Origin of the sequence: Streptomyces sp. CA-181903 (assembly GCF_050937075.1) — a bacterium.
Taxonomy (GTDB): Bacteria; Actinomycetota; Actinomycetes; order Streptomycetales; family Streptomycetaceae; genus Streptomyces.
Genome location: NZ_JBNJLY010000001.1, coordinates 456486 through 477528 on the forward strand (window position 1 = coordinate 456486; position 21043 = coordinate 477528).

The window sequence follows — 21043 nt, forward strand, 5'->3', positions numbered from 1 at the left end:
TCATGCGGGCTGTGGTGGTACGCCGGTTCGGCGGGCCGGAGGTGCTGGAGACGACGGAGCTCCCGGAACCGGTCGCCGGCGCCGGGGAGTCCCTCGTCGACGTCACCCTGGCCGGGGTCAACTACGGCGATCTGGAGGTCCGGGCGGGCGTCTACCGTCCGCCGCGGCTGCCCGCGGTCCTCGGCGCGGAGGTCGTCGGCGTCCGGCGGCGGGACGGACGGCGGGTGGCCGCGCTGCTGCGGGACGGGGGCGGCTACGCGGAGGTGGCCGTCGCCCGGGACGCGTACACCGTGGAGCTCCCCGACGGCATCGACGACCGCGCGGGCGCCGCCCTGGTCGAGCAGGGCTGCACGGCGTACGCCGCCCTGGTCACGGCCGGCCGGCTGCGGGCGGGGGAACGGGTGGCGGTCGCCTCCGCCGCGGGCGGAGTCGGTCACCTGGCCGTCCAACTGGCGCGCGCCCTGGGCGCGTCCGTCGTCGCCGGGACCGCCTCGACCGCGGCCAAGCGGGAGTTCGTCCGGCGGCTCGGCGCGGAGCACGCGGTCGAGGGCCCGGAGGACCTGCCGGAGCTGCTGCCGGACGGCGTGGACCTCTACCTGGACTCCCTGGGCGGCCCCCGCGTCGAGGCCGCGCTCGCCGCACTGGCCCCCTTCGGCCGGCTGGTCTCCATCGGCCACCGCGAGGAGCCGGCCGTCGTCGCCGTGGACGCGCTCACCCGGCGCTCGCTCGGCGTGGTGACGCTGTGGATGCAGCAAGTCCTGGAAACGGACGGCCTGTTCGCGGAGGTGGCCGGCCGGGTCCTCGCGCTCGCGGGCGAGGGGCGGCTCGTCCCGCACGTCGACATGGTCGTCCCGCTGGACGGCACCGCCGCGGCGCACCGGGCCGTCGCCGCCCGGGAGACGACCGGCAAGGTGCTCGTGGACGTCCGGGCGGCGGGGTGTTGACACGGGGATTGTGCCGGGCGGCGGCGGCTGGATAGGGTCCCGTCGGGCCCGCGACAGGGCCGTTGCTGGCACGCGGTGGTAGGTGGGGAATGTCTGTGGTCACGGGTAAGATAATCCGCTTCGACGAATTCCGGGGGTATGGGTTCGTCGCCCCGGACACCGGCGGCGAGGATGTGTTCGTGCACGTCAACGACGTCCAGGCGGACAAACGCCTGATCGTCCCCGGTGCTTTCGTCGAGTTCTCGGTGGAGGAGGGCGAGCGGGGCCTCAAGGCGTCCCACGTCCGCCTGCTGGACCGGGCGTCCGCCCGGCCGGCGGAGGTCCCGGTGGAGGGCTACGTCCCCGGCCCGTCGGGCGACGACGGCGACTGCGACGTGCTGTCCGCCAAGGAGTTCACGAACGAGGTCACCGAACTCCTCCTGAGCGCGGCCCCCACCATGACCGCGGAACAGATCCTGCTGGTCCGCCAGCGCCTGGTCCGGCTGGCCGTGAACCACGGCTGGGTCGAGGCGTAAGCGCTGGAACGGCGCCGCCCTTTCGGGGCGGCGCCGCGTGCGTTCAACCCCGCGCCGGCGTAGTGAGCGCCCCCACCGGATCGTGACCGTGTATCCACGCCAGCCGGTCCGGAAGCGTGCCGAGGCTCGCGTCGCGGGCCGTGGCCTGGGGGCCGTCGGGGAGGTGGAGGCAGGTGGCGTTCTGGCGGGAGCCGGTCTGGATGGCCCGGGTCCGGGGGCGGCGCGTCAGTTCGTAGCCGCGCAGGGCGGCGGGGACGTCGGCCGGCGCGGCGTCCGCGAGGAGGGCGGCGAGGACGGCCGCGTCCTCCAGCGCCTGGTTCGCCCCCTGCCCGTGGTGCGGCAGCATGGGGTGTGCGGCGTCGCCGAGCAGGGTCACCCGGCCGTGCGTCCAGACGCGCCGGGGCTCGCGGTCGTACAGCGCCCAGCGGCCGGGGCGGTCGACGGCGGCCAGCAGGCCGGTGAGGGCCGGGTGCCAGCCGTCGAAGGCGGCCAGCAGGTCGGCCGTCCGGCCTTCCGTGACCCAGGACTCGACGGTCCAGGCGGGGTCCGGGACGACGGCCAGGAGGTTGAGCAGGCGGCCGCCCGCGACCGGGTAGACCACCACGTGCCGGCCCGGTCCGACCCACAACCACAGGACGGGCTCGGCGAGTTCGGGCAGGTCCGGCAAGCGGTCGAGGGGGACGAGGGCTCGGTAGCCGCTGGTGCCGGAGAAGACCGCCTCGTCGGGGCCGAAGACGGCGTCCCGGACGGCGGAGTGGATGCCGTCCGCGCCGACCACCGCGTCCGCCTCGGCCGCCGAGCCGTCGGCGAAGCGGACGGCGGCGCCGTCGGGGGTCTGCTCCACGCCGGTGCAGCGGGCGCCGAAGCGCACCGGTATCGCGTCGGCGGCGGCGAGCAGCGCGTCCTGCAGGGCGGAGCGTTCGAGGTGCCAGAAGGGGGCGCCGAACCGCTGCTCGTAGCTGTCGCCGACCCCGAGCCCGGCCACCGTCCGGCCGGTGCGCCAGTGCCGGAAGTCGACGCGCAGCGGGGCGACGGACGTCGCGGCGAGCCGCCGGTCGACGCCCAGGGAGCGCAGCACGCGGTGGCCGTTGGCCCCGATGGCGACGCCCGCGCCGGTGGCCGTCGGCTCCGGCGCCTGTTCGTGGACGACGACGTCGAGGCCGCTCCGCCGCAGCGCGACGGCGGCGGCCAGTCCGCCGATGCCGCCGCCGACGACGGCGATCCTGGGCCGTCTTCCGGCCATGGTCCGCTCCCTCCCACCCGGCGGAATCCGGTCCGTGTCCCGCCCGGACGCCGAGCCTACCCACGGGTCGACGGGCCGCGCACGGGTCCGGTTCCGGAGGATCGGGCGGGCGGCGGACGGGAGGTGGCGGGTTTCCGACAGGAGTTGGCACATTATCGGAAGCGCGACGCGCGAGGGAGCCGTCACGATCGGGGGGTGCCGAAGAACCGATCCCTCAACTCCCGTAACCGCCCGGTCCTGCTGCTGTCCTCGGGGCACGCCTGCGTGGACGTCTACCAGGGAGCGGTCGCCGCCCTGGTCCCGTTCTTCGTCTCGGAGCGGGCGTACACCTACGCCGCCGCCTCGGGCGTCGTCCTGGCCGCGTCGCTGCTGTCGTCGGTGGTGCAGCCACTGTTCGGGGCACTCACCGACCGGTGGGCCATGCCGTGGCTGCTCCCGGTGAGCACACTGGTGGCCGGCGTGGGCGTCGCCCTGAGCGGGCTCACCGGCTCGTACGCGCTCACCCTCGCCGCCGTCGCCGTGTCCGGGATCGGCGTGGCCGCGTACCATCCCGAGTCCGCCCGGGTGGCGCGCCGGGCGAGCCGGGGCAGCCACGTGGCGATGGGCTGGTTCTCCCTCGGCGGCAACCTCGGCTTCGCCGCGGCCCCGCTGCTGGTCTCCGCCGTCGTCGCCACCGGCGGCCTGCGCGCGACGCCGCTGCTGGCGCTCCCGGCCGTCGCGGGCGCGGCCCTGTGCGCCGCCGCGCTGCGCACGGCCCGCGCGCCGGGGGACGCGGCGGGCTCGCGGGCCGCGTCCCGCGCGGCCGGACGGGACGACTGGGCGTCGTTCCGCCGGCTGACCGGGGCCATCATGTGCCGTTCGGTCGTCTTCGTCGGCCTGAGCGCGTTCGTCTCGTTGCACGTCCGCCAGCGCACCGGCTGGGGGCAACTGGCCGGGACGGCGGCCCTGTTCGTGCTGTACGTGGGCGGCGCGGTGGGCACGGTGGCGGGCGGGAAGCTGGCCGGGCGGTACGGGCGGACGACGGTCGTCCGCTGGTCGTACGCCCTGGCGGTGCCGGCGGTCGCGGGCGTCGTCCTCGTCCCCGGCCCGGCGCTCTACCTGTTCGTGGCCCTGACCTCGGCCGCCCTGTACGTCCCGTTCTCCCTGCACGTCACGCTCGGCCAGGACTACCTGCCGCGCCGGGTGGGCACCGCGAGCGGCGTCACCCTCGGCCTGGCGGTCAGCGTCGGCGGCGTGGCGAGCCCGCTGATCGGCGCCCTCGCCGACGTCACGTCGCTGCGGGTCGCCCTCGCGCCGCTGATCGCCCTGCCCGCCGTCGGCTGGCTGCTGCTGCGCCCGCTGCGCGAGCCCGACGCGCCGGGGGCGTCCCGCGTACCCGGCGCGTCACCGGCGGCCGACACCCCGGCGTCCCCCGCGAGGCGTGAGCCGCGTCGTTGGACGCCGGGCGCCGTGGTGCGCGAGAGTGGTCCAAGACGTAATGATCAAGGAAGGGACAGTGCCGTGGCACAGGAAGTCCGGGGCGTGGTGGCGCCGGGGAAGAACCGGCCGGTGCGGGTCGAGACCATCGTGGTGCCGGACCCGGGACCCGGCGAGGCCGTGGTGAAGGTGCAGGCGTGCGGCGTCTGCCACACCGACCTGCACTACAAGCAGGGCGGCATCAACGACGACTTCCCGTTCCTGCTGGGCCACGAGGCGGCCGGCGTGGTCGAGGCGGTCGGCGAGGGCGTCACCGAGGTCGCGCCCGGCGACTTCGTCGTCCTCAACTGGCGTGCCGTCTGCGGCCAGTGCCGGGCCTGTCTGCGCGGCCGCCCGCAGTACTGCTTCGCCACGCACAACGCCCGGCAGAAGATGACCCTGACCGACGGCACCGAGCTGACGCCCGCGCTGGGCATCGGCGCGTTCGCCGAGAAGACGCTGGTCGCGGCCGGCCAGTGCACCAAGGTGGACCCCGAGGTCTCCCCCGCCGTCGCCGGGCTGCTCGGCTGCGGCGTGATGGCGGGCATCGGCGGCGCCATCAACACCGGCGCGGTGGGACGCGGCGACTCGGTCGCCGTCATCGGCTGCGGCGGCGTCGGCGACGCGGCCGTCGCCGGCTCGCGGCTCGCGGGCGCGGCCCGGATCATCGCCGTCGACATCGACGACCGCAAGCTGGAGACCGCCCGCCGGATGGGCGCCACCCACACGGTGAACTCGCGGTCCACCGACCCGGTCGAGGCGATCCGCGAGCTGACCGGCGGCTTCGGCGCCGACGTGGTCATCGAGGCGGTCGGCCGCCCGGAGACGTACGAGCAGGCGTTCTACGCCCGCGACCTGGCCGGCACCGTCGTCCTGGTGGGCGTCCCGACCCCGGACATGCGGATCGACCTGCCGCTGCTCGACGTCTTCGGCCGCGGCGGCGCCCTGAAGTCGTCCTGGTACGGCGACTGCCTGCCCTCCCGCGACTTCCCGATGCTCGTCGACCTGCACCTCCAGGGCCGGCTCGACCTGGCGGCGTTCGTCACCGAGACCATCGGCCTGGGCGACGTCGAGGCGGCCTTCGACCGGATGCACCAGGGCGACGTGCTGCGCTCGGTGGTGGTGTTCTGATGCCGGCCCGGATCGACCACCTCGTCACCTCAGGCACGTTCTCCCTCGACGGGGGCACGTGGGAGGTCGACAACAACGTCTGGATCGTGGGCGACGACCACGAGGCGATCGTCGTCGACGCGGCGCACGACGCGGACGCCATCGCCCGGGCGCTCGGCGGCCGCCGGCTGCTGGCCGTCGTCTGCACCCACGCGCACGACGACCACGTCAACGCCGCCCCGGCCCTGGCCGAGCGCACCGGCGCGCCGGTCCTGCTGCACCCCGACGACCGGCCCCTGTGGGACCGCACCCACCCGGACCGCGCGCCCGACGGCGAGCTGGCGGACGGGCAGGTGCTGCGGGTGGCCGGCACGGAGCTCACCGTGCTGCACACGCCGGGGCACGCACCGGGCGCGGTCTGCCTGCACGCCCCGGAGCTGAACACGGTGTTCTCCGGGGACACTCTGTTCCAGGGCGGACCGGGCGCCACCGGCCGGTCGTTCTCCGACTTCCCGACCATCGTCACGTCGATCCGCGACCGCCTGCTGACCCTCGACCCCGCCACGGTCGTCCGGACGGGCCACGGCGACACGACGACGATCGGGGCCGAGGCGCCGCACCTGGAGGAGTGGATCGCCCGCGGCCACTGAGCCGCGGGGGTCGTCGGGCGCGCCGGCCGGGCGGTGACCGGACCGGCCGGCGACCCGGGCGGCCGGTGACCCGGGCGGCCGGCGCACCTAGGATCGACGGCGTCACGGGACGCGCCGCACGACGGGGGAACCACCATGGACATGACGGACCTGGTCGAGATCACCGAGCCCGGTGAACTGACGGAACTCCTCGGGGAACCGCTCCCCCGCGTCCGCGACAAGACCCGTACGCGCCTGGGCGAGTTGGACCGGCAGTGGCTGGAGCGCTCGCCGTTCTGCCTGGTGGCGACCTCGGACGCGGACGGCAACTGCGACGTCTCCCCCAAGGGCGACCCGGCCGGCGGCCTGACGCTCGTCCTGGACGACACCACCCTCGCCATCGCCGAACGCCCGGGCAACCGGCGGGCGGACGGCTTCCGCAACATCCTCTCCAACCCCCACGTCGGCCTGGTCTTCCTGATGCCCGGCCGCGGCGACACCCTCCGCGTCAACGGCCGGGCCCGGCTGGTGCGCGAGGCGCCGTTCCTCGACCGGATGACGGTCCAGGGCCACCGCCCGCTCCTCGCCCTGCTGGTCGAGGTCGAGGAGGTCTTCTACCACTGCTCGAAGGCGTTCCTCCGCTCCGAGCTGTGGAAGCCGGAGACCTGGCGGCCGGACGAGGTCCCGTCCCGGGCGCGCATCGCCAAGGCCCTGGAACGGCCCGAGGACTCCCTGGAGGAGCTGGAGACCTACTACGGGCCGCGGTACGCCGCGCACCTCTACAACTGAGACGAGGACCGAGGCGGCCGGGCGGCGCGGCACGCGTCAACTGATGCGCGGGGAGATGGACGAACTGGAGGCCGGGCTCCTCAAGATGGCCCGGGGGCGCGGCATGACCTGGCCCGACATCGCCTTCGGGCTCGGGCTCGGCACTCCGCAGGCCGCCCGGCAGCGCTACGAGCGGCTGGCGGACCGCACGGCGGCGGACGAGCGACAGCCGTAGGGCGGAGGGCCGGTGGGGCCGTCAGCCGACGGACGCGGCGTCCGACCGCGCGGCCGCGGACCGCAGCGCGTTCTTGTCGATCTTGCCGGTGGCGTTGCGGGGCAGGGCCGTCACCACCTCCACGGACGTGGGGCACTTGAAACCGGCCAGCCGCTTGCGGCAGAACGCGCGGAGCTCCGCCGGGTCGACCGGCCCTCCGCCGGCCGTCACCAGGACAGCCCGCACCGCCTCGCCCCACTTCTCGTCGGGCACCCCGACCACGGCGGCCTCGACGACGGCGGGGTGTTCGGCCAGCACTCGTTCGACCTCGGCGGGGCAGACGTTCTCGCCGCCGGTGATGATCAGGTCCTTGAGCCGGTCCTCGACGAAGACGTAGCCGTCCTCGTCGATCCGCGCCAGGTCGCCGGTGCGCAGCCAGCCGTCGGGGGTGACGGTCTCCGCCGTCGCGGCGGGGTTGCCGAGGTAGCCCTTCATCCGCTGGCGGGTCCGGATCCACAGTTCCCCCGGTGGCCCGGCGGCAGTTCGGCGCGGGTGGCGGGGTCGACGACGCGGGCCTCGACGCCCGGCATCGGGCGGCCGGCGGAGACGAGGCGGTGGGCCTGGCCGGGGTCGCGGTGGACCTCGGGGGCCAGGACGGTGACGGCGCCGGACAGTTCGGTCATGCCGTAGAGCTGGAGGAACCGGACCTCCGGGAACAGCGCGAGCGCCCGGCGCAGGACCGGCAGCGGCATGGGCGAGGCGCCGTAGAGGCAGTACCGCAGCCCGGCGAAGGCGGCGACCGCGTCCGGGCCGGCGGCCAGGATGCCGGGCAGCAGGGCCGGCACCAGCAGCAGGTGGGTGGCGCCCTCGGCGACGGCCCGGCAGATCGTCTCCGGGGCGGCTTCGCGCAGGACGACGGTGGCGGCCCCGGCGAGCAGCGCGGTGACGACGTAGCAGACGCCGCCGACGTGGAAGAACGGGAGGACGGCGAGGCTGCGGTCGGCTGGGCCCATGGGGAGCAGGGCGAGCAGCGCGGCGCACTGCCCCAGCATGCCGCGGTGGGTCAGTTCGGCGCCCTTGGGGTTTCCGGTGGTGCCGGAGGTGTAGAGGATGACGCAGGTGTCGTCCGGGTCGAGGTCGTCGCGGGCGGCGAGCGGTTCCGCGCGTGCCAGCAGCGACGCGTACGTCTCGTAGGCGGCGGCCGGTTCTGTCCTGTCGGCCGGTTCGGCTCCGGCGAACGGTTCGACGCCGTCGCCCGGTTCGGCGCCGTCGGCCCGGACGGCTCCATGAGCCCGTTCGCCACCGTCGGCCCGCTCGGCGCCATGGGCCCGTCCGGCGCCGTGACCCCGCTCGGCACCATCACCGGTGACGACCAGGCGGGGCGGGGCCTCCATCGTGCCGAGGGCCGTCCGCACGGCGCCCAGCACCTCCGCGTCGGCGAACAGGACGGTGGCGCCGGAGTCGGCGATGACGTGGGCGAGTTCGGGCGGGGCGAGGCGCCAGTTGAGGATGGCGGTGGCCGCGCCGGCGCCGGCGGCGGCGAGGACGGTCTCCAGACAGGCGAGGCTGTTCCGGCCGACGACCGCGACCCTGCTCCCCCGGACCGTGCCGAGGGCGCGCAGGGCGCCGCGCAGCAGGTCGGCGCGGGAGCGGAGGCCGCTCCAGGTGAGGCGGGTGCCGTCGCAGACGAGCGCCTCGGCATCCGGTGCGCGGGCGGCCCAGTGGGCGGGCAACTCGTGCAGCAGGCGCGGGCGTTGTGCGAGCGGTGTGGGCATCCGTTCCCCCCGGTCGGCGCTCCGGGCAGCGTACCCGCGCACCGGTGGGTCCGCCACCGGCGGACGGGAGGGGAGCACACCGGCGGACCGGGGCGTCGGAACGCCCGGCCCGCCGGTGCGCGGCCCGGTCAGGTGCCGGGCTTGCGGCCGTACACGAAGACGTCGTCGCCCTTGTGCAGCAGGTTCCAGTACGCCTGGGCGTCCTTCATCCGCATGTTGACGCAGCCGTGGGAGCCGGGCGGCGAGTAGACGCTGCCGCCGATGGCGTGGAACGCCTGGCCCCCGTCGAAGAACTGGCTGTACGGCATGCTCACGTCGTAGAGCGACGAGCGGTGGTTCTTGTCGCGCCAGTAGACCTTCTTGAGGCCGGTGCGCGTGGCGAAGCCCTTTCTGCCCGAGCGTATGTGGACCGGGCCGTACTTGATCTTCTTGCCGTCCTGTATCCAGCTCACCTGGCGGGTGAGGTCGACACAGGCGATGCGGCCCTTGTCCGTCGGACAGGAGACCTTGGCGGGCGCCTTGGCCGGGGCCTTGGCGGGGGCCGCCTCGGCGGTCCCGCCGGCCGTCACGGCCAGGGGGACGGCCAGTCCGGCGGCGCCGAGGACGACGCCCAGCCGGGTCCGCAGAGGGGTGCGTTTCATTGTCATGAACGGTAAGACCATCGAAATCCCCACTTGGTTGCATACCGCACTCGCCGCTTCGGACGCCGTTTCCGGCGGAACCCGATCTTCCTCCCGCCGACGGTCGACCAGCCGCCCACCTGGGGTTAGGCTCGTCCGGGCGGCAGCACGAACTCCCTTGCGTGCCACGGCTCTTGTCGCGGCACCCCCTCGTACTCCGCCTGCCCCCGTCGCCCCCGCCGACTCCTCGGCCCCGGAAAAAGCAGTCTCCGACCCGTCCCCCGTTCCCCAGCACCAGGACCTCCCCGTGACCATCCCCCCATCCGTCGCCGCCGGCCCGCCGGCCGTCCGCTCCGCCCGCGTCCGCGCCCGGACCACCGCCCACCGTCCACCGGCCACCCGGCCGGCCCTGCACGACGGGGTGGGCTGATGGCCAGGGAGACGACGGCCCCCACCGGCGGCGGCTTCCGCCCGGTCCACCATCCGGCCGGGCTCGACGACGCCCTGCGCATCGCGGTCGAGGAGGTGTGGGCGGGCCGCTGGATGGCCATGCGGGACCTGCTGGACCGCACCGGCGCCGACTGGGCGCTGCGCACGGCCCGTACCCAGGTCCTCGGCGCGGTGGCCGCCGGTTCGACGATCGTCGAGGCGTGGGCGGCGGAGGAGGGCCACAGCGTGGACGCCCGGGTGATGTGGGCCCGGGTGGTGGTGCAGCGGGCGCAGCGCGCGCACCGGCAGCGGCACCCGGAGGCCGTCCATCTGGAGCACCAGGCTCGCGAGGCGTGCCGGCTGGCGGTCGAGGCCGCGCCCGGCGACCCGGTGCCGTGGATCTGCCTGCTGACACTGGCCTCGCTGGACGAGCGCCAGGAGCGGCCCGAACACCAGCTCCAGCCATGGGAGATCATGCTGCCGCCGGGCCCATGGGGGCTGCTCTCCCGGATCTGGGAGCGCGACCAGTGCAACCGCGAGGCGTTCCACCGGATGCTGCAGTTCTTCCAGTCGTGCACGACGGGCGCGGCGGCCTCGGTGTCGGCGGTCGACTTCGCCCGCTGGGTGGCGTCGTGGGCGCCGGCCGGCTCGGCGCTGCTGGCGCTGCCGCTGTTCGCCTACGCCGACCTGCACCGGCGGCAGGCCGCGGACCCGCGGGGCAGGGCCGGTCGGACGCGCTGCTGCGCTCGCAGTGGTCGGTGGACCCGATCCGTTCCGAGACCCTGCGCGCCTACCAGGGCTGGTTCGCCGCCCGGGGCCGCGGCGGGCCGGCGCCGCTGTCCGTGGCCGACCTGTCGCACCTGGCCTTCGCGATGTGGTCGGCCCGGCATTACGCGGAGGCGGCGGAGGTGTTCGCGGCCATGGGCGCGCACACGGCCGTCCAGCCGTGGGCGTCGTTCACCGACGACCCGAGCCGGCCGGACCTGGCGACCGAGGAGTTCCTGCGGGCGCGGCGGCACTGCCTGGGCGCGTGACGGCCGGACGCGGACCGGCGCGGGCGAGTGACCCGGATCACGGCCGGACGGTCGGGAGTTGTGCGATGTTGCCCGGATGAACGCTTCCGCGGATCCGTCCGGGCCGGTCACCGTCCGGCTCGCCGGCTACTCCGTCACCGAGATCTTCGGCGACACCCCCGACCCGTTCGGCATCGGCACCCTGGAGATGACCTGGCGGCCCAAGGACGAGCACTTCGGCGTCCGCTGGGACGGCCGCCTGGTGGCCCACGCGGGGCTGGTGGCCGTGCCGTTGACGGCCGGCGGCGTCCGGATGGACGTGGCGGGGCTCGGCGGGGTCGCCGTGGCGCCCGGGATGCGGGGCCGCGGCCTCGCGCGGCGGGCCGTCGCCGCCGCGATGGACGACGCCCGGGCCCGGGGCTTCTCCTTCGGCCTGCTCTTCTGCCTGCCGGACCGGGTCGGCCTCTACGAGCGGCTCGGCTGGCACCTGGTGACCGGCGAGGTGGAGGTGGAGCAGCCCGACGGTCCGCGCGTCATGCCGCTGCGGACCATGTGGACCGGGCTGCGGGCGGGGGCCGCGTGGCCCCCGGGTCCGGTACGGCTGCACTCGCTGCCGATGTGACCCCGGTGCGACGGGGTACCGGCGGTTCAGTGCCCTCCGAAGCGGACGCTGGAGAACGCCGTGTCGCGCGGCGCCCGCTGCCCCGGCGCCACGCGCACGGCCGTGCCCGAGCACTTCTTGCCGCTGTAGATGGTGGCCGGGGAGTCCGTCCCGTTGTGGGCGCCGTGCGCTTCCTGGCTCATGGTGAAGCAGCGGTTGTCCGGCGGGTTGTCGACGAAGAAGGGCTTGTTCTTCGGGCCGAGGAAGCCGAACGGGCCCTTCGCGGCCACCGCCGCGTCCACGGGTCCGGCCATGGCCAGCGCGAGCCCGGCGAGTACGACGACGATCGGACGGAAGAGACGCATCTGTGGTCCTTTTCCCGGTGGTGGGCGATGAGCCCGGAATGAGCTCATCGCCCTCAACGACGCCGCCCCCGCGCACGACACGTCCGGTGTCAACTCCCCGCCGGGAAAGGACGCTCGCGGTGGCCCGTTCAGCGCCGCGCCCGGCTGCGGACGGCGACCGCGGCGAGACCGGACAGGACGGGCGCGACCAGCCGGAACGTCCCGGCGGCGCAGGTGCCGGCGAGGGTGGGGTCCGGGGCGCCGGAGCGGAGGCCGACGGCGCAGGACCGTCCGTACGGAGGTCCCCGGCCGACCGCGGCCGCCCTTCTCACCGGCCACGACGGCACCACCGGCCCGCGAACACGATGCCCGCGCCGGCACCGGACCGCGGAACGCCCCCGCCCCGCCCCCGTCTCCGAGAACGCACCCACCGCCTGGCCCCTGGGCACCGCGAGGCACAGTGCGCGCCGGATCCCGGCCCTGTGGTTGCATGACCCCTTCCGCGCGGCACACCGGCCGCCGGAGAGGACCGGAGAAGGGGCGGAACCCGTGCTGATCGACACGGTGGCCTGGGTGCGGGTCGAGGACGGACGGGTCCTCTGCGCGCGGCCGAAGGGGAAGGACGTGTTCTATGTGCCCGGCGGGAAACGGGAGGGCGCGGAGAGCGACCTGGAGACCCTGCTGCGGGAGGTCGAGGAGGAGCTGACGGTCCTCCTCGACCCGGCGACGGTGGCCCACGTAGGCACCTACGAGGCACCGGTGCCGGAGCTGCCGGACGGCACGGTGGTGCGGATGAGCTGCTACACGGGCGAGTACGGCGGGACGCTGACGGCCAGCGCGGAGATCGAGGAGGTGGCCTGGTTCTCGTACGCGGACCGTCCGCTCGTCCCGCCGGTCGACCGGCTGCTGTTCGACGACCTCAGGGCGGCGGGCCTGCTGCGCTGACGCGGACGCGGCACGGGAGCTTCGCGCGCGGCGGGCCGCGTGCGCGTTCCGGCTCCGGGCCGGGCGGACCGCGCCGGATCGGACCGGCCCGAGCCGCGGAGAACGACGGGTGGGCCGGGCCGCCCGGGTGGCGAGGAGGCGGCCGCAGGAACCGTGTCCGTACCGGGCCGGGCCCGCGTGAGCCTCTCGCGCGGCCGGACCGACCGAGAGAGTGGAGCGACGACGATCCGGCCCTCGTCTCCGAGGAGGGGAATTCCCCTGATCAGATGACCTTCCCGGAAAGGGCCCGCGTCCCCGCCCGCCGGCCGGTCTACTGGCCGCCGACGGCCGCGCCACCCGGGCGCGGCACCGGAAGACGGGGAAGACCCTTGGGCATCGGGAAGAAGACCGGGACCGTGCTCGCCGCCCTCGCCCTCGGCCTGGTGGCCGCGGCGCCCGCGCAGGCGGGGGTCGACGGGCACTGCGGGAAGTACCTGTGTGTGATGACGGCCCATCACAACCGGTTCGTGCAGGACATCACGGTGGAGACGAAGGACGGCCTGCCCGGCACCCTCCGCGCCTACTGGGGCGACTACCACTCGCCGAAGGCGCACGCGGCGTCCCAACGCTGGGAGGTGGGCCGGGAGCAGAAGAACGCCAAGCTGGTCTGCGGCGGGCTGGAACGCGACGGCCGGACCATCGAGGACGGCGTCTGCGTCACCATCTGACGGGCGGACCGGCGGGCTGTGTCCCTGCCGGTCCGCGGCCGGAGCGGGCGCCATAGTGGCTGTCTGACGGACGGTGTCCACCGCCCGTCGAGCGGCCACAGCGCAGGAAAGGTCCCGGCATGCTCGTGCTTTCCACGGACCGCGGCCACGCCCCCGTCCCGTTCGGCCCGTCGGACAGGTACCAGTACCTGCGCGCCCGGACGGCGGCGGACCCGGCCCGCGCCCACGTCTGCATCGCGGCGCGGATGACGGGACCGCCGCCCACCCGCGAGGAGTTGGAGCGGCTGGTGGCGGACGCGGTGGCGCGCGTGCCGGCGCTCGGGTACCGGGTGGGCGGTACGGTCCGCCGGCCGCGCTTCGAGCCGGCGGGCTCGCTGGACGTCTCGCGGCACGTCGAGGAGGTCGAGGTGCCCGCCGGGCGGTCCCCGGGGCGGTGTGCGCTGGACGCGCTGGCGGCGCCCCTGCCGGCGGGCCGGCCGCTGTGGGGCGTCCGGCTGGTCCGGGGTCACCGCCCGGACGAATACCTACTGGCGTACCGCGCGGCCCATCTCTTCCAGGACGGTCTGGCGATGGCGCAGGCCATGGGCGCCGCCCTGTCGGGCGCCCGGCTGCCGGCGCCCGCGCCCCGGCCGGCGCCCCGGGCGCCCTCGCCGCGGACGGTGGCCGCCTGCGCGCGTCTGCTCCCGCACCTGTTCGGGCGCACGGCGCGCTGGCTGCCGCCGGGCTCCGCCGTCACGGGCGGGCGGACGCTGCACACCGCCACCCTGGACCGGTCGGTGTTCGACGAGGTCGCCCGCCGTACCGGCGCGTCCGCCGCCCAGGTGGCGATCGCCGCGCTGACCGGCGCCCTCCGGGCGTGGACGCCCGGACACTGGTGCGGCACGGGCGGCCGGCGGCAGCGCCACGGCCTGCGGGTCTATCTGCCCGTCAGTCTCCGGCACCCCGGGGACCGCGCGGCGCTGGGCAGCGAGCTGGGCGTCATGCCGCTCGTCCTCCCCTGCGCCGAGCCCTCCCCCGCCCGCCGGCTGGCGGTCGTCGTCCGGGACACCGGGCCGATGACGCTGTACCGGTTCCGCGAGCTCTTCGGTTACCTGCTGCGGGCGCCGGGCCCGGTGGCCTGGCTCGCCCACCGCGCCGTACACCACTGCTCGCCGCCCCGGCTGGGCGTCACCGTCATCCCGGCGGACGCCCACGACGCCGGCCCGGGCATCGCGGGCCTCATCCCGGTGTCCCCGCCGCTCGGTTCGTCCCCGGGCGGCTGCGTGTTCGTCCTGGAGAAGACCCGGGTGTCCGTGTCGTTCCTGTTCGACGCGGGCGTGCCGGGCACGGAGCGGCTGCCGGGGCTGCTGGGGGCGGCGCTGGAGGAACTGCGGGCGGCCGTATAGCCCGTCCGGCGTTGGAGAACACGGGGGTGCGGGGGCGCGGCCCCCGCAAGAAACGGTGAAAGGGCGGGGCTGGGGCACACCCGAAGGCGCGCGCCACGCGGAAGCACCAGCACGATTCAGGAGGCAAGGATGGCAGGACGCAGCCGACGCGAGGCACTGGGCCTCGCGGCCCGAACCGGCCTGGCCGCGCTGGGCGCGGCGGCGCTGGGCAGCCGCGCCGCGGCGGCGGCGACCCGCACGGACTTCCGTGCGGTGGTGGTCGGTTCGGGCTTCGGCGGAGCGGTCGCGGCACTGCGCCTGGGGCAGGCGGGGGTGGACACCGTGGTGCTGGAGCGCGGCCGGGAGTGGCCCGTCGCGCCGGCCCGGCCGCTGTTCGGATCGGTCGACGGGGTGACGGACACGATGTTCTGGTTCCGCCGCACGGCCCGCTACCCGGGGATGCTGCCCGTGCCGCTGCACCCGGGTCCGGGCATCCTGGAGGTGGCGGAGGAACCGGGGCTGGACATCTGGTGCGGGGCGGGCGTCGGCGGCGGGTCGCTGGTCTACACGGGGGTGACGGTCGCTCCGCCGCGCCGCTGCTTCGAGCGGCTGTACCCCTCCGGGCTGCGGTACGAGGAGTTCGCCCGCGTCTGGTTCCCGCGGGCGCGGGCGATGCTGGGCGCCTCGCCGATGCCGCGCGACGTCTACGCGTCCGAGCCGTTCCTCCACTCCCGGGTGTGGGACCGGCAGGTGACTCGGGCGGGCTTCCATCCGGAGCCCCTGGACTCGACGTTCGACTGGGAGGTGGTGCGCGGCGAGCTGGCGCACCGGGTGCCGCTGTCCGCGACGGCCGGCGAGTCGGACTTCGGCTGCGGCAACGGCGCGAAGAAGTCCCTGACGCGCACCTACCTGCCCGCCGCCCTGGCCACGGGCCGCGTGCAGTTGCGCCCGCTGCACGAGGTCCGCTCGGTGAGCCGGCGGCGGGACGGCCGCTTCCGGCTGGAGGTCCGCCGTCTGACACCCGGCGGCGCGGTGCCGGGCACCGAGGAGTTCACCTGCGACCTGCTGTTCCTGGCCGCCGGCACGCTCAACACCAACCGGCTGCTGGTCGCCGCCCGCGACCGGGGCGACCTGCCGGACCTGCCGGCGGCCGTCGGCGAGGGCTTCGGCGACAACGGCGACCAGGTGACCGTCCGTTCGCAGCCGCTCGTCCGGCACGGGGCGACGCAGGGGTCGCCGTGTGCGTCGGGCGTGTTCGTGCCGGACGGCTGCGTGCTGCCGCTGCGTGCGGAGAGCTGGGTGCTGCCCGGGTTCCACGGGCTGCCGGCGGTCGTGACCTTGACCGTGACGGCGGACGGCGACCACCGGGGCGCGTTCCGCTCCGATCCGCGGACCGGCCGGGTGCGGCTGACGGGCTGGGGCGACGGGTCGGCGGCCGCGGCCCGCGCCGCGCTGGCGTTCAGCCGGCGCGTCATCGCCGCCAATCCCGGCACCCTGCCCCTGACCCTGCGGATCCCGTCCTTCACGGCGCATCCGGTGGGCGGGTGCGCGATCGGCCGGGTGACGGACCCGGAGGGCCGGGTCCGGGGCGTGCCGGGACTGTACGTCGTCGACGGGTCGCTGCTGCCGGGGACGGTGGGCGGCGCCAACCCGTCCCTGACCATCACGGCGCTCGCCGAGCGCGCGCTGGCGGGGATCGTCGCGCGGGCGGGGTGACGGCCGGGGCGGGCGCCGCGCTCACCGCGTCCAGCCCGGCGCGGGCCGCGGCGCGGGCGAAGACCGCCGCGTCGAGGACGGCGGCCCCGCCCGGGTCGTTGTTGAAGTAGGCGTATACGTCGGCCTGTCGGGGCCAGGTGTCCGCCACCCGCGCGGCCCAGGTGGCGAGCGCCTGGCGGCCGTAGCGCGGCCAGGGCCGGGCCCGGCCGCCGTGGAAGCGCAGATAGCCCCAGCCGGCGGTGCGCCACAGCGGCCCGGCGGGCCGGGAGCCGGCGTCGGCCCAGCAGAGGGCGGCGCCGCGGCGTTCGAGGACGGCCCGTACCTCGTCCGTCCACCAGGAGGGGTGGCGGGGTTCGACGGCCACCCGGACGCCGGACGGGAACTCGGCGAGGGCGGCGTCCAGCGTCGCGGGGTCGGCGCGCAGGGTGGGCGGCAGTTGGAGCAGGACGGGCCCGAGCCGGTCGCCGAGGCCCGCCGCGTGCCGCAGCAGCCGGGCGACGGGCTCGGCCGGGTCGCGGAGCCGCTTGATGTGGGTGAGGAAGCGGCTGGCCTTGACGGCCATCACGAACCCGTCGGGCGTGCGGTCGCGCCAGTCGGCGAAGGTGTCCGGGGAGGGCAGCCGGTAGAAGGCGTTGTTGTTCTCGACGGTGGCGAAGTGGCGGACGTACTCCTCCAGCCACAGCCGCTGGGGCAGTCCGTCCGGGTAGAGACCGCCGCGCCAGTCGGCGTACTGCCAGCCGGAGGTTCCGACGAGGAGGGGCATGGGGGATCCCTGCCCGGTGGGGGGTGACGGATCACGGGAGGGCGGGCGGTTCAGCCCGTCCGGCGTTCGAGGACAACCGCGCGGAGCGCGGTTTCGGGGATCCGGGGCGCGGCCTCGGGAAAGGGGGGACGGGGGCATCACCAAACCGGACGGCGCCCGGAGCTCACGAGTACCCTCCGGGCGCGAGCCGGTCCCACTCGGCGTCCTCGGTCCCGCTCCCCTGCCGCCAGGGCGGCGCCGCCCCGCCGTCGGTCCACGCGGCGAGGGCCCGCGCGTCGAGGCAGAGGATGCCGCTGCGGGCGGCGTACTCGAGTGCGGGTCCGGTGAAGTCGCTGGTGGTGACGAGGGCCGCGATGTGGGCGCCGTGAATGGTGAAGCAGGTGCCGCCGAAGCGCTGCAGGTCCTGGGAACCGACCTTGTGGTCGGGCCCGTACCGCTTGCACTGGACGACGAGGCGCCGCCCGTCGGGCGCGGTGGCGAGCACGTCGGCCCCGAGGTCGCCCGCGCCGCCGACCACGTGGACGTCGGTACAGCCGTCGCGTGCGCACAGTTCGGCGATCGCCTGCTCGAACTCGGCGGGGTCCATGGCGGCGTAGTCCACCGGCGGAGCGGCTTCCACCATGGGCGCGGGCCGGTCCCCGGGATACCCCGCCGTCGTCCTGAACGCATCACGCAGCCGGTGGCGGCCGCGCAGGCCCGCCGCTCCGGCGCAACCGAGCGCGAGCAGGGTGACGAGGGCGCCGGCCGGATGCTCGCCGGCGTGGGCGGCGGCGGTCCGCAGCGTCAGGCCGACGCCGCAGATCACGATGGTGAGCAGGGCGAGGGCGAAGGCGGTCCGGCGTCCGGTGCGGTCCCGCCGGGGGGCGGAGGGCTCGGGCATCGTCATCTTCGGCGGCTCCCCCCACGTCGACTTTCAAGATCACCTGGTGCCGTGCGCTTGCCCCCTTCCGGGGGTTTCATGGGCCCTTCCCGGGCACCCGAGCGGAAGGGAGGGTTCCACCGTCGCGAAGGCTCATCCCCGGCGAGAATCGCCGCCACGGACAGGTCGCCGGCCCACCGGCCCACGATCGATGGACACTCGGACCATGCGGGAATCACGGAATCCCTCGACGGCGGACTGCGTCTTCTGCGCGATCGCGACGGGCGGGGCGCCCGCCCACCGGGTGCTGGCGGACGACGCGGTGGTGGCGTTCCTGGACGTCCGGCCGCTGTTCCCCGGGCATGTGCTGGTGGTGCCCCGGCGGCACGCGGAGACCCTGACCGAGCTGCCCGAGGCGGACGTGGGGCCGTTCTTCACCCGGGTGCGGCGGATCGCCGGGGCGGTGGAGCGCGGGATGGGCGCGGCCGGTTCGTTCGTCGCGGCGAACAACAAGGTGAGCCAGTCGGTGCCGCACTTCCATGTGCACGTCGTGCCGCGCAACCGGAAGGACGGGCTCCGGGGCTTCTTCTGGCCGCGCACGCGGTACGCGTCGGAGGAGGAGGCGGAGGGGGTCGCGGAGCGCGTCCGGGCGGCGCTGGCGGACGGCGGTTGAGCGCCCCGGCCGGGTTGGTGCGCACCGGCGGGGGTCGCATAGTGGAAGGGAGACCCCTTACCCGCCGGGGAGACCCCTTTCCCGCCGGCCGGGCGCGTCCGGCTGCCGGAGGTGGACGATGCGATTCGACGACCGAGTGGACGCGGGCCGGCGGCTGGCCGAGCGGCTGGAGCACCTGCGCGGAGACGATCCCGTCGTGCTGGGCCTCCCGCGCGGCGGTGTGCCGGTGGCCCACCAGGTGGCCCGGGCGCTGCGCGCGCCGCTGGACGTGATCCTGGTGCGCAAGCTGGGCGTTCCCTCGCACCGGGAGCTGGGTTTCGGGGCGCTCGGCGAGGGCGGGGTGCGGGTGGTGCGCGACGACATCATGCGGCTGGGCCGGGTGGACGAGGACGATCTCGCGGAGGTCCAGCGGGCCGAGGAGCGCCACCTGCGGGAGCAGGCCGACCGCTTCCGCGGCGGGCGGCCGAGGGTGCCGCTGGAGGGCCGGACGGCGGTGGTGGTGGACGACGGGATCGCCACCGGTTCGACGGCCGCCGCGGCGTGCCGGGTGGCGCGGGCCCAGGGCGCCCGGCGGGTGGTCCTGGCCGTGCCCGTGACCTCGCCGGACGCGGTGGCGTCGCTGCGCGGCGAGGTGGACGAACTCGTGTACCTGTCGGCGCCGGCCGGGTTCTCGGCGGTGGGCGAGTGGTACCGGGACTTCTCCCAGACGGAGGACGAGGAGGTCGTCGCCCTGCTGCGGCACGACACGTCCGCGCCGCCCCACACCGGGGCGCACATCCACGGCCCGGCCCCGGTGAAGCTGCCGGTGGACGACCGTACGGTCACGCTGGACGGCGACCTGACGATGCCGCCGGGCGCGCCGGCGGTCGTCCTGTTCGCGCACGGCAGCGGCAGCAGCCGGCACAGTCCGCGCAACCGTGCCGTGGCCGGGGTGCTGAACCGGGCGGGCCTGGGGACGCTGCTGTTCGACCTGCTGACGCCGGACGAGGCGGAGGACCGGGCCAAGGTCTTCGACATCGGCCTGCTGGCCGGCCGGCTGGGCCAGGTGACGGAGTGGATGCGCCGCGAGTCCGTCCCGCTGTGCTATTTCGGCGCGAGCACGGGAGCGGCGGCGGCCCTGTGGGCGGCGGCGGAGGAGGAGGGCCGTGAGGGCCCGGCGGCCGTGGTGTCCCGGGGCGGCCGGCCCGACCTGGCCATGGACCGGCTGGGCACCGTCCGGGCACCGACGCTGTTCCTGGTGGGCGGCCTGGACGAGACCGTCCTCGACCTGAACCGGCGGGCGGCGGCCAGGTTGCGGTGCGAGAACCGGCTGGTGGTCGTGGACGGCGCCACCCACCTGTTCGAGGAGCCGGGCGCCCTGGACACGGTGGCCGAGCTGGCGTGCGAGTGGTTCACGGACCACCTCGGCGCGACGCCCTGAGACCCGCCCTGAGACCCACCCCGGCGCCGCCGTGGCGGCGGAACGATCCGGGGGCCGGGGGCCCTTCGCGCGGGCTTCACCCCCGGTTCCGGGCCGCGTGGACGGCCGGAGGCCGGGTGACCGTCCGCGCGGGCGAGTCGGACCCGGGCGCGCTCCGGCTGCGGTCGCGGTCCCTGTCGACCCTCTCGACGGCATGACCGGGGCCACCCCGCGGATGCGTGAGCTCCAGTGACCCTTTCGCCGGGGACCGGCTCCGCCGGCATGGCGGTCGGCGGGGGAAACCACTCGGCTCGCTGTGCGGTCCGCAACCCGGAGGGCGGCGTCACCGTGCAGGAAGGAACTGCCACGCGACCAGAGCACGAGGTTAGGTTCTCGGAGCGGAACGACAGTCGTTCCGCGGCACACGAAAACCGCGTCTGCGCAGCCGGTTTGCGCTACAGACATGCCCGCAAGGAGAGACCACTGATGTCCGAGAAGCCCAGGGGAAAGAAGACCGGGGTCGCGCTCGCGGTTCCCGCCGTGCGCAGGCGCGCCATCGGCACGGCCGTGGCCTCCGGCGCCCTGGCCCTCGCCGCGGTGCTCGGTGCCGGCGGACAGGCCGTCGCCGGCACCAACGGCCAGCAGATCGTCATCGCCGACTACACCGGCAGGGTCGGGTCGGTGAAGATCATCAGCCAGGACCAGAAGGGCGCGCCCCGCACCTACTGCCTCGCCACTCCCCACAAGGAGACCAGCCTGGCGGGTTGGTGGTGGCGGGACTACACCCGTCTCGCGAAGTGGACCGACTCCAGCTGCGGCGCCGGCGGCGGCACCTACCTCGGCAGCCAGGACGAGTGGGTGAACGCCACGCAGTACGACAGCGACTGGACGTGGCTCAACATCTACAAGAACACCTACTGATCCCACGAGCGCGGGCGGCTCCCACCGCCGCCCGCA

The 21043-nt window shown here is 75.5% G+C and carries 22 protein-coding genes and 3 pseudogenes; 17 read left to right on the top strand and 8 right to left on the bottom strand.

The genetic code is table 11. From position 1 onward, the window contains the following. Positions 1 to 2: 2 nt before the first annotated feature. Both ACQEVS_RS01995 and ACQEVS_RS02000 read left to right on the top strand, forming a co-directional pair. Positions 3 to 944: a quinone oxidoreductase family protein gene (locus ACQEVS_RS01995; protein ID WP_433014253.1), complete on the top strand. Its 942-nt coding sequence runs from the start codon at positions 3 to 5 to the stop codon at positions 942 to 944. 89 nt (positions 945 to 1033) lie between these two features. Beyond that, positions 1034 to 1459 (top strand): cold shock domain-containing protein, encoded by a 426-nt coding sequence (locus tag ACQEVS_RS02000; protein ID WP_433014256.1) that lies wholly within the window; start codon positions 1034 to 1036, stop codon positions 1457 to 1459. 43 nt (positions 1460 to 1502) lie between these two features. Here ACQEVS_RS02000 and ACQEVS_RS02005 read toward each other — a convergent pair whose 3' ends face one another. Further along, on the bottom strand, positions 1503 to 2702 hold the full coding sequence (locus tag ACQEVS_RS02005; protein WP_433014259.1) for an FAD-dependent monooxygenase: 1200 nt from the start codon (positions 2700 to 2702) through the stop codon (positions 1503 to 1505). A 195-nt stretch (positions 2703 to 2897) separates the two neighbouring features. Here ACQEVS_RS02005 and ACQEVS_RS02010 point away from each other — a divergent pair. From ACQEVS_RS02010 to ACQEVS_RS02030, 5 genes and pseudogenes are all read left to right on the top strand, one after another. Continuing rightward, positions 2898 to 4088 (top strand): annotated as a pseudogene (locus ACQEVS_RS02010) (MFS transporter); the annotation flags it as partial. A gap of 114 nt (positions 4089 to 4202) precedes the next feature. Next, positions 4203 to 5288 (top strand): S-(hydroxymethyl)mycothiol dehydrogenase, encoded by a 1086-nt coding sequence (locus tag ACQEVS_RS02015; protein WP_433027189.1) that lies wholly within the window; start codon positions 4203 to 4205, stop codon positions 5286 to 5288. Next, positions 5288 to 5917, top strand: coding sequence for an MBL fold metallo-hydrolase (locus ACQEVS_RS02020; RefSeq protein ID WP_433014262.1), 630 nt, complete (start codon positions 5288 to 5290; stop codon positions 5915 to 5917). Before ACQEVS_RS02015 ends, ACQEVS_RS02020 begins: the two co-directional genes overlap by 1 nt. A gap of 135 nt (positions 5918 to 6052) precedes the next feature. Then, a complete protein-coding gene (locus tag ACQEVS_RS02025; protein WP_433014265.1) occupies positions 6053 to 6685 on the top strand; it encodes a pyridoxamine 5'-phosphate oxidase family protein in 633 nt (210 codons plus the stop codon). 40 nt (positions 6686 to 6725) lie between these two features. After that, positions 6726 to 6899: pseudogene (locus ACQEVS_RS02030) on the top strand (DNA-binding protein); the annotation flags it as partial. A gap of 21 nt (positions 6900 to 6920) precedes the next feature. On the opposite strand, the gene ACQEVS_RS02035 reads toward ACQEVS_RS02030, so the two are convergent. From ACQEVS_RS02035 to ACQEVS_RS02045, 3 genes and pseudogenes are all read right to left on the bottom strand, one after another. After that, positions 6921 to 7373 carry an AMP-binding enzyme gene (locus tag ACQEVS_RS02035; protein ID WP_433014268.1) on the bottom strand — a complete coding sequence of 151 codons (453 nt, stop codon included), beginning with the start codon at positions 7371 to 7373 and terminating at the stop codon, positions 6921 to 6923. After that, positions 7370 to 8653: an AMP-binding protein gene (locus ACQEVS_RS02040; protein WP_433014271.1), complete on the bottom strand. Its 1284-nt coding sequence runs from the start codon at positions 8651 to 8653 to the stop codon at positions 7370 to 7372. Before ACQEVS_RS02040 ends, ACQEVS_RS02035 begins: the two co-directional genes overlap by 4 nt. Before the next feature lie 128 nt (positions 8654 to 8781). Next, positions 8782 to 9246: pseudogene (locus ACQEVS_RS02045) on the bottom strand (L,D-transpeptidase); the annotation flags it as partial. Between the two features lie 334 nt (positions 9247 to 9580). On the opposite strand from ACQEVS_RS02045, the gene ACQEVS_RS02050 reads away from it, so the two are divergent. From ACQEVS_RS02050 to ACQEVS_RS02060, 3 genes are read left to right on the top strand one after another with little or no spacing between them, the layout of a single operon-like run. Continuing rightward, positions 9581 to 9703, top strand: a complete 123-nt coding sequence (locus ACQEVS_RS02050) for a hypothetical protein (protein ID WP_433014274.1) — start codon at positions 9581 to 9583, stop codon at positions 9701 to 9703. Further along, the gene (locus ACQEVS_RS02055; protein ID WP_433014277.1) at positions 9703 to 10767 is read left to right on the top strand and encodes a hypothetical protein; all 1065 of its coding nucleotides are present in this window, start codon (positions 9703 to 9705) and stop codon (positions 10765 to 10767) included. The genes ACQEVS_RS02050 and ACQEVS_RS02055 overlap by 1 nt, the downstream gene beginning before the upstream one ends. Positions 10768 to 10812: 45 nt before the next feature. Further along, entirely contained in the window at positions 10813 to 11337 is a 525-nt protein-coding gene (locus tag ACQEVS_RS02060) for a GNAT family N-acetyltransferase (protein ID WP_433014280.1), read from the top strand. 26 nt (positions 11338 to 11363) lie between these two features. Here ACQEVS_RS02060 and ACQEVS_RS02065 read toward each other — a convergent pair whose 3' ends face one another. Next, positions 11364 to 11681 carry a hypothetical protein gene (locus ACQEVS_RS02065; RefSeq protein WP_433014283.1) on the bottom strand — a complete coding sequence of 106 codons (318 nt, stop codon included), beginning with the start codon at positions 11679 to 11681 and terminating at the stop codon, positions 11364 to 11366. A gap of 128 nt (positions 11682 to 11809) precedes the next feature. Continuing rightward, complete coding sequence (locus tag ACQEVS_RS02070; protein ID WP_433014286.1) at positions 11810 to 11992, bottom strand: hypothetical protein; 183 nt, start codon at positions 11990 to 11992, stop codon at positions 11810 to 11812. Between the two features lie 217 nt (positions 11993 to 12209). Here ACQEVS_RS02070 and ACQEVS_RS02075 point away from each other — a divergent pair, with 217 nt between their 5' ends. From ACQEVS_RS02075 to ACQEVS_RS02090, 4 genes are all read left to right on the top strand, one after another. Continuing rightward, positions 12210 to 12605: an NUDIX hydrolase gene (locus tag ACQEVS_RS02075; protein WP_433014289.1), complete on the top strand. Its 396-nt coding sequence runs from the start codon at positions 12210 to 12212 to the stop codon at positions 12603 to 12605. 368 nt (positions 12606 to 12973) lie between these two features. Continuing rightward, positions 12974 to 13312 (top strand): hypothetical protein, encoded by a 339-nt coding sequence (locus ACQEVS_RS02080; RefSeq protein ID WP_433014292.1) that lies wholly within the window; start codon positions 12974 to 12976, stop codon positions 13310 to 13312. A gap of 119 nt (positions 13313 to 13431) precedes the next feature. Continuing rightward, on the top strand, positions 13432 to 14697 hold the full coding sequence (locus ACQEVS_RS02085; protein ID WP_433014295.1) for a wax ester/triacylglycerol synthase domain-containing protein: 1266 nt from the start codon (positions 13432 to 13434) through the stop codon (positions 14695 to 14697). A gap of 129 nt (positions 14698 to 14826) precedes the next feature. After that, a complete protein-coding gene (locus tag ACQEVS_RS02090) occupies positions 14827 to 16392 on the top strand; it encodes a GMC oxidoreductase (protein ID WP_433014298.1) in 1566 nt (521 codons plus the stop codon). Here ACQEVS_RS02090 and ACQEVS_RS02095 read toward each other — a convergent pair. Both ACQEVS_RS02095 and ACQEVS_RS02100 read right to left on the bottom strand, forming a co-directional pair. Beyond that, complete coding sequence (locus ACQEVS_RS02095) at positions 16340 to 17155, bottom strand: DUF72 domain-containing protein (protein ID WP_433014301.1); 816 nt, start codon at positions 17153 to 17155, stop codon at positions 16340 to 16342. The genes ACQEVS_RS02090 and ACQEVS_RS02095 overlap by 53 nt on opposite strands. A 163-nt stretch (positions 17156 to 17318) precedes the next feature. After that, on the bottom strand, positions 17319 to 18041 hold the full coding sequence (locus ACQEVS_RS02100) for a restriction endonuclease (protein ID WP_433014304.1): 723 nt from the start codon (positions 18039 to 18041) through the stop codon (positions 17319 to 17321). Positions 18042 to 18240: 199 nt separating this feature from the next. Between ACQEVS_RS02100 and ACQEVS_RS02105 the strand changes: the two genes are divergently transcribed. From ACQEVS_RS02105 to ACQEVS_RS02115, 3 genes are all read left to right on the top strand, one after another. Then, complete coding sequence (locus ACQEVS_RS02105; RefSeq protein ID WP_433014306.1) at positions 18241 to 18687, top strand: HIT family protein; 447 nt, start codon at positions 18241 to 18243, stop codon at positions 18685 to 18687. A gap of 118 nt (positions 18688 to 18805) precedes the next feature. Continuing rightward, complete coding sequence (locus tag ACQEVS_RS02110) at positions 18806 to 20107, top strand: phosphoribosyltransferase family protein (RefSeq protein WP_433014309.1); 1302 nt, start codon at positions 18806 to 18808, stop codon at positions 20105 to 20107. A gap of 465 nt (positions 20108 to 20572) precedes the next feature. Next, positions 20573 to 21007, top strand: coding sequence for a hypothetical protein (locus tag ACQEVS_RS02115; protein ID WP_433014312.1), 435 nt, complete (start codon positions 20573 to 20575; stop codon positions 21005 to 21007). Positions 21008 to 21043: the final 36 nt, after the last annotated feature.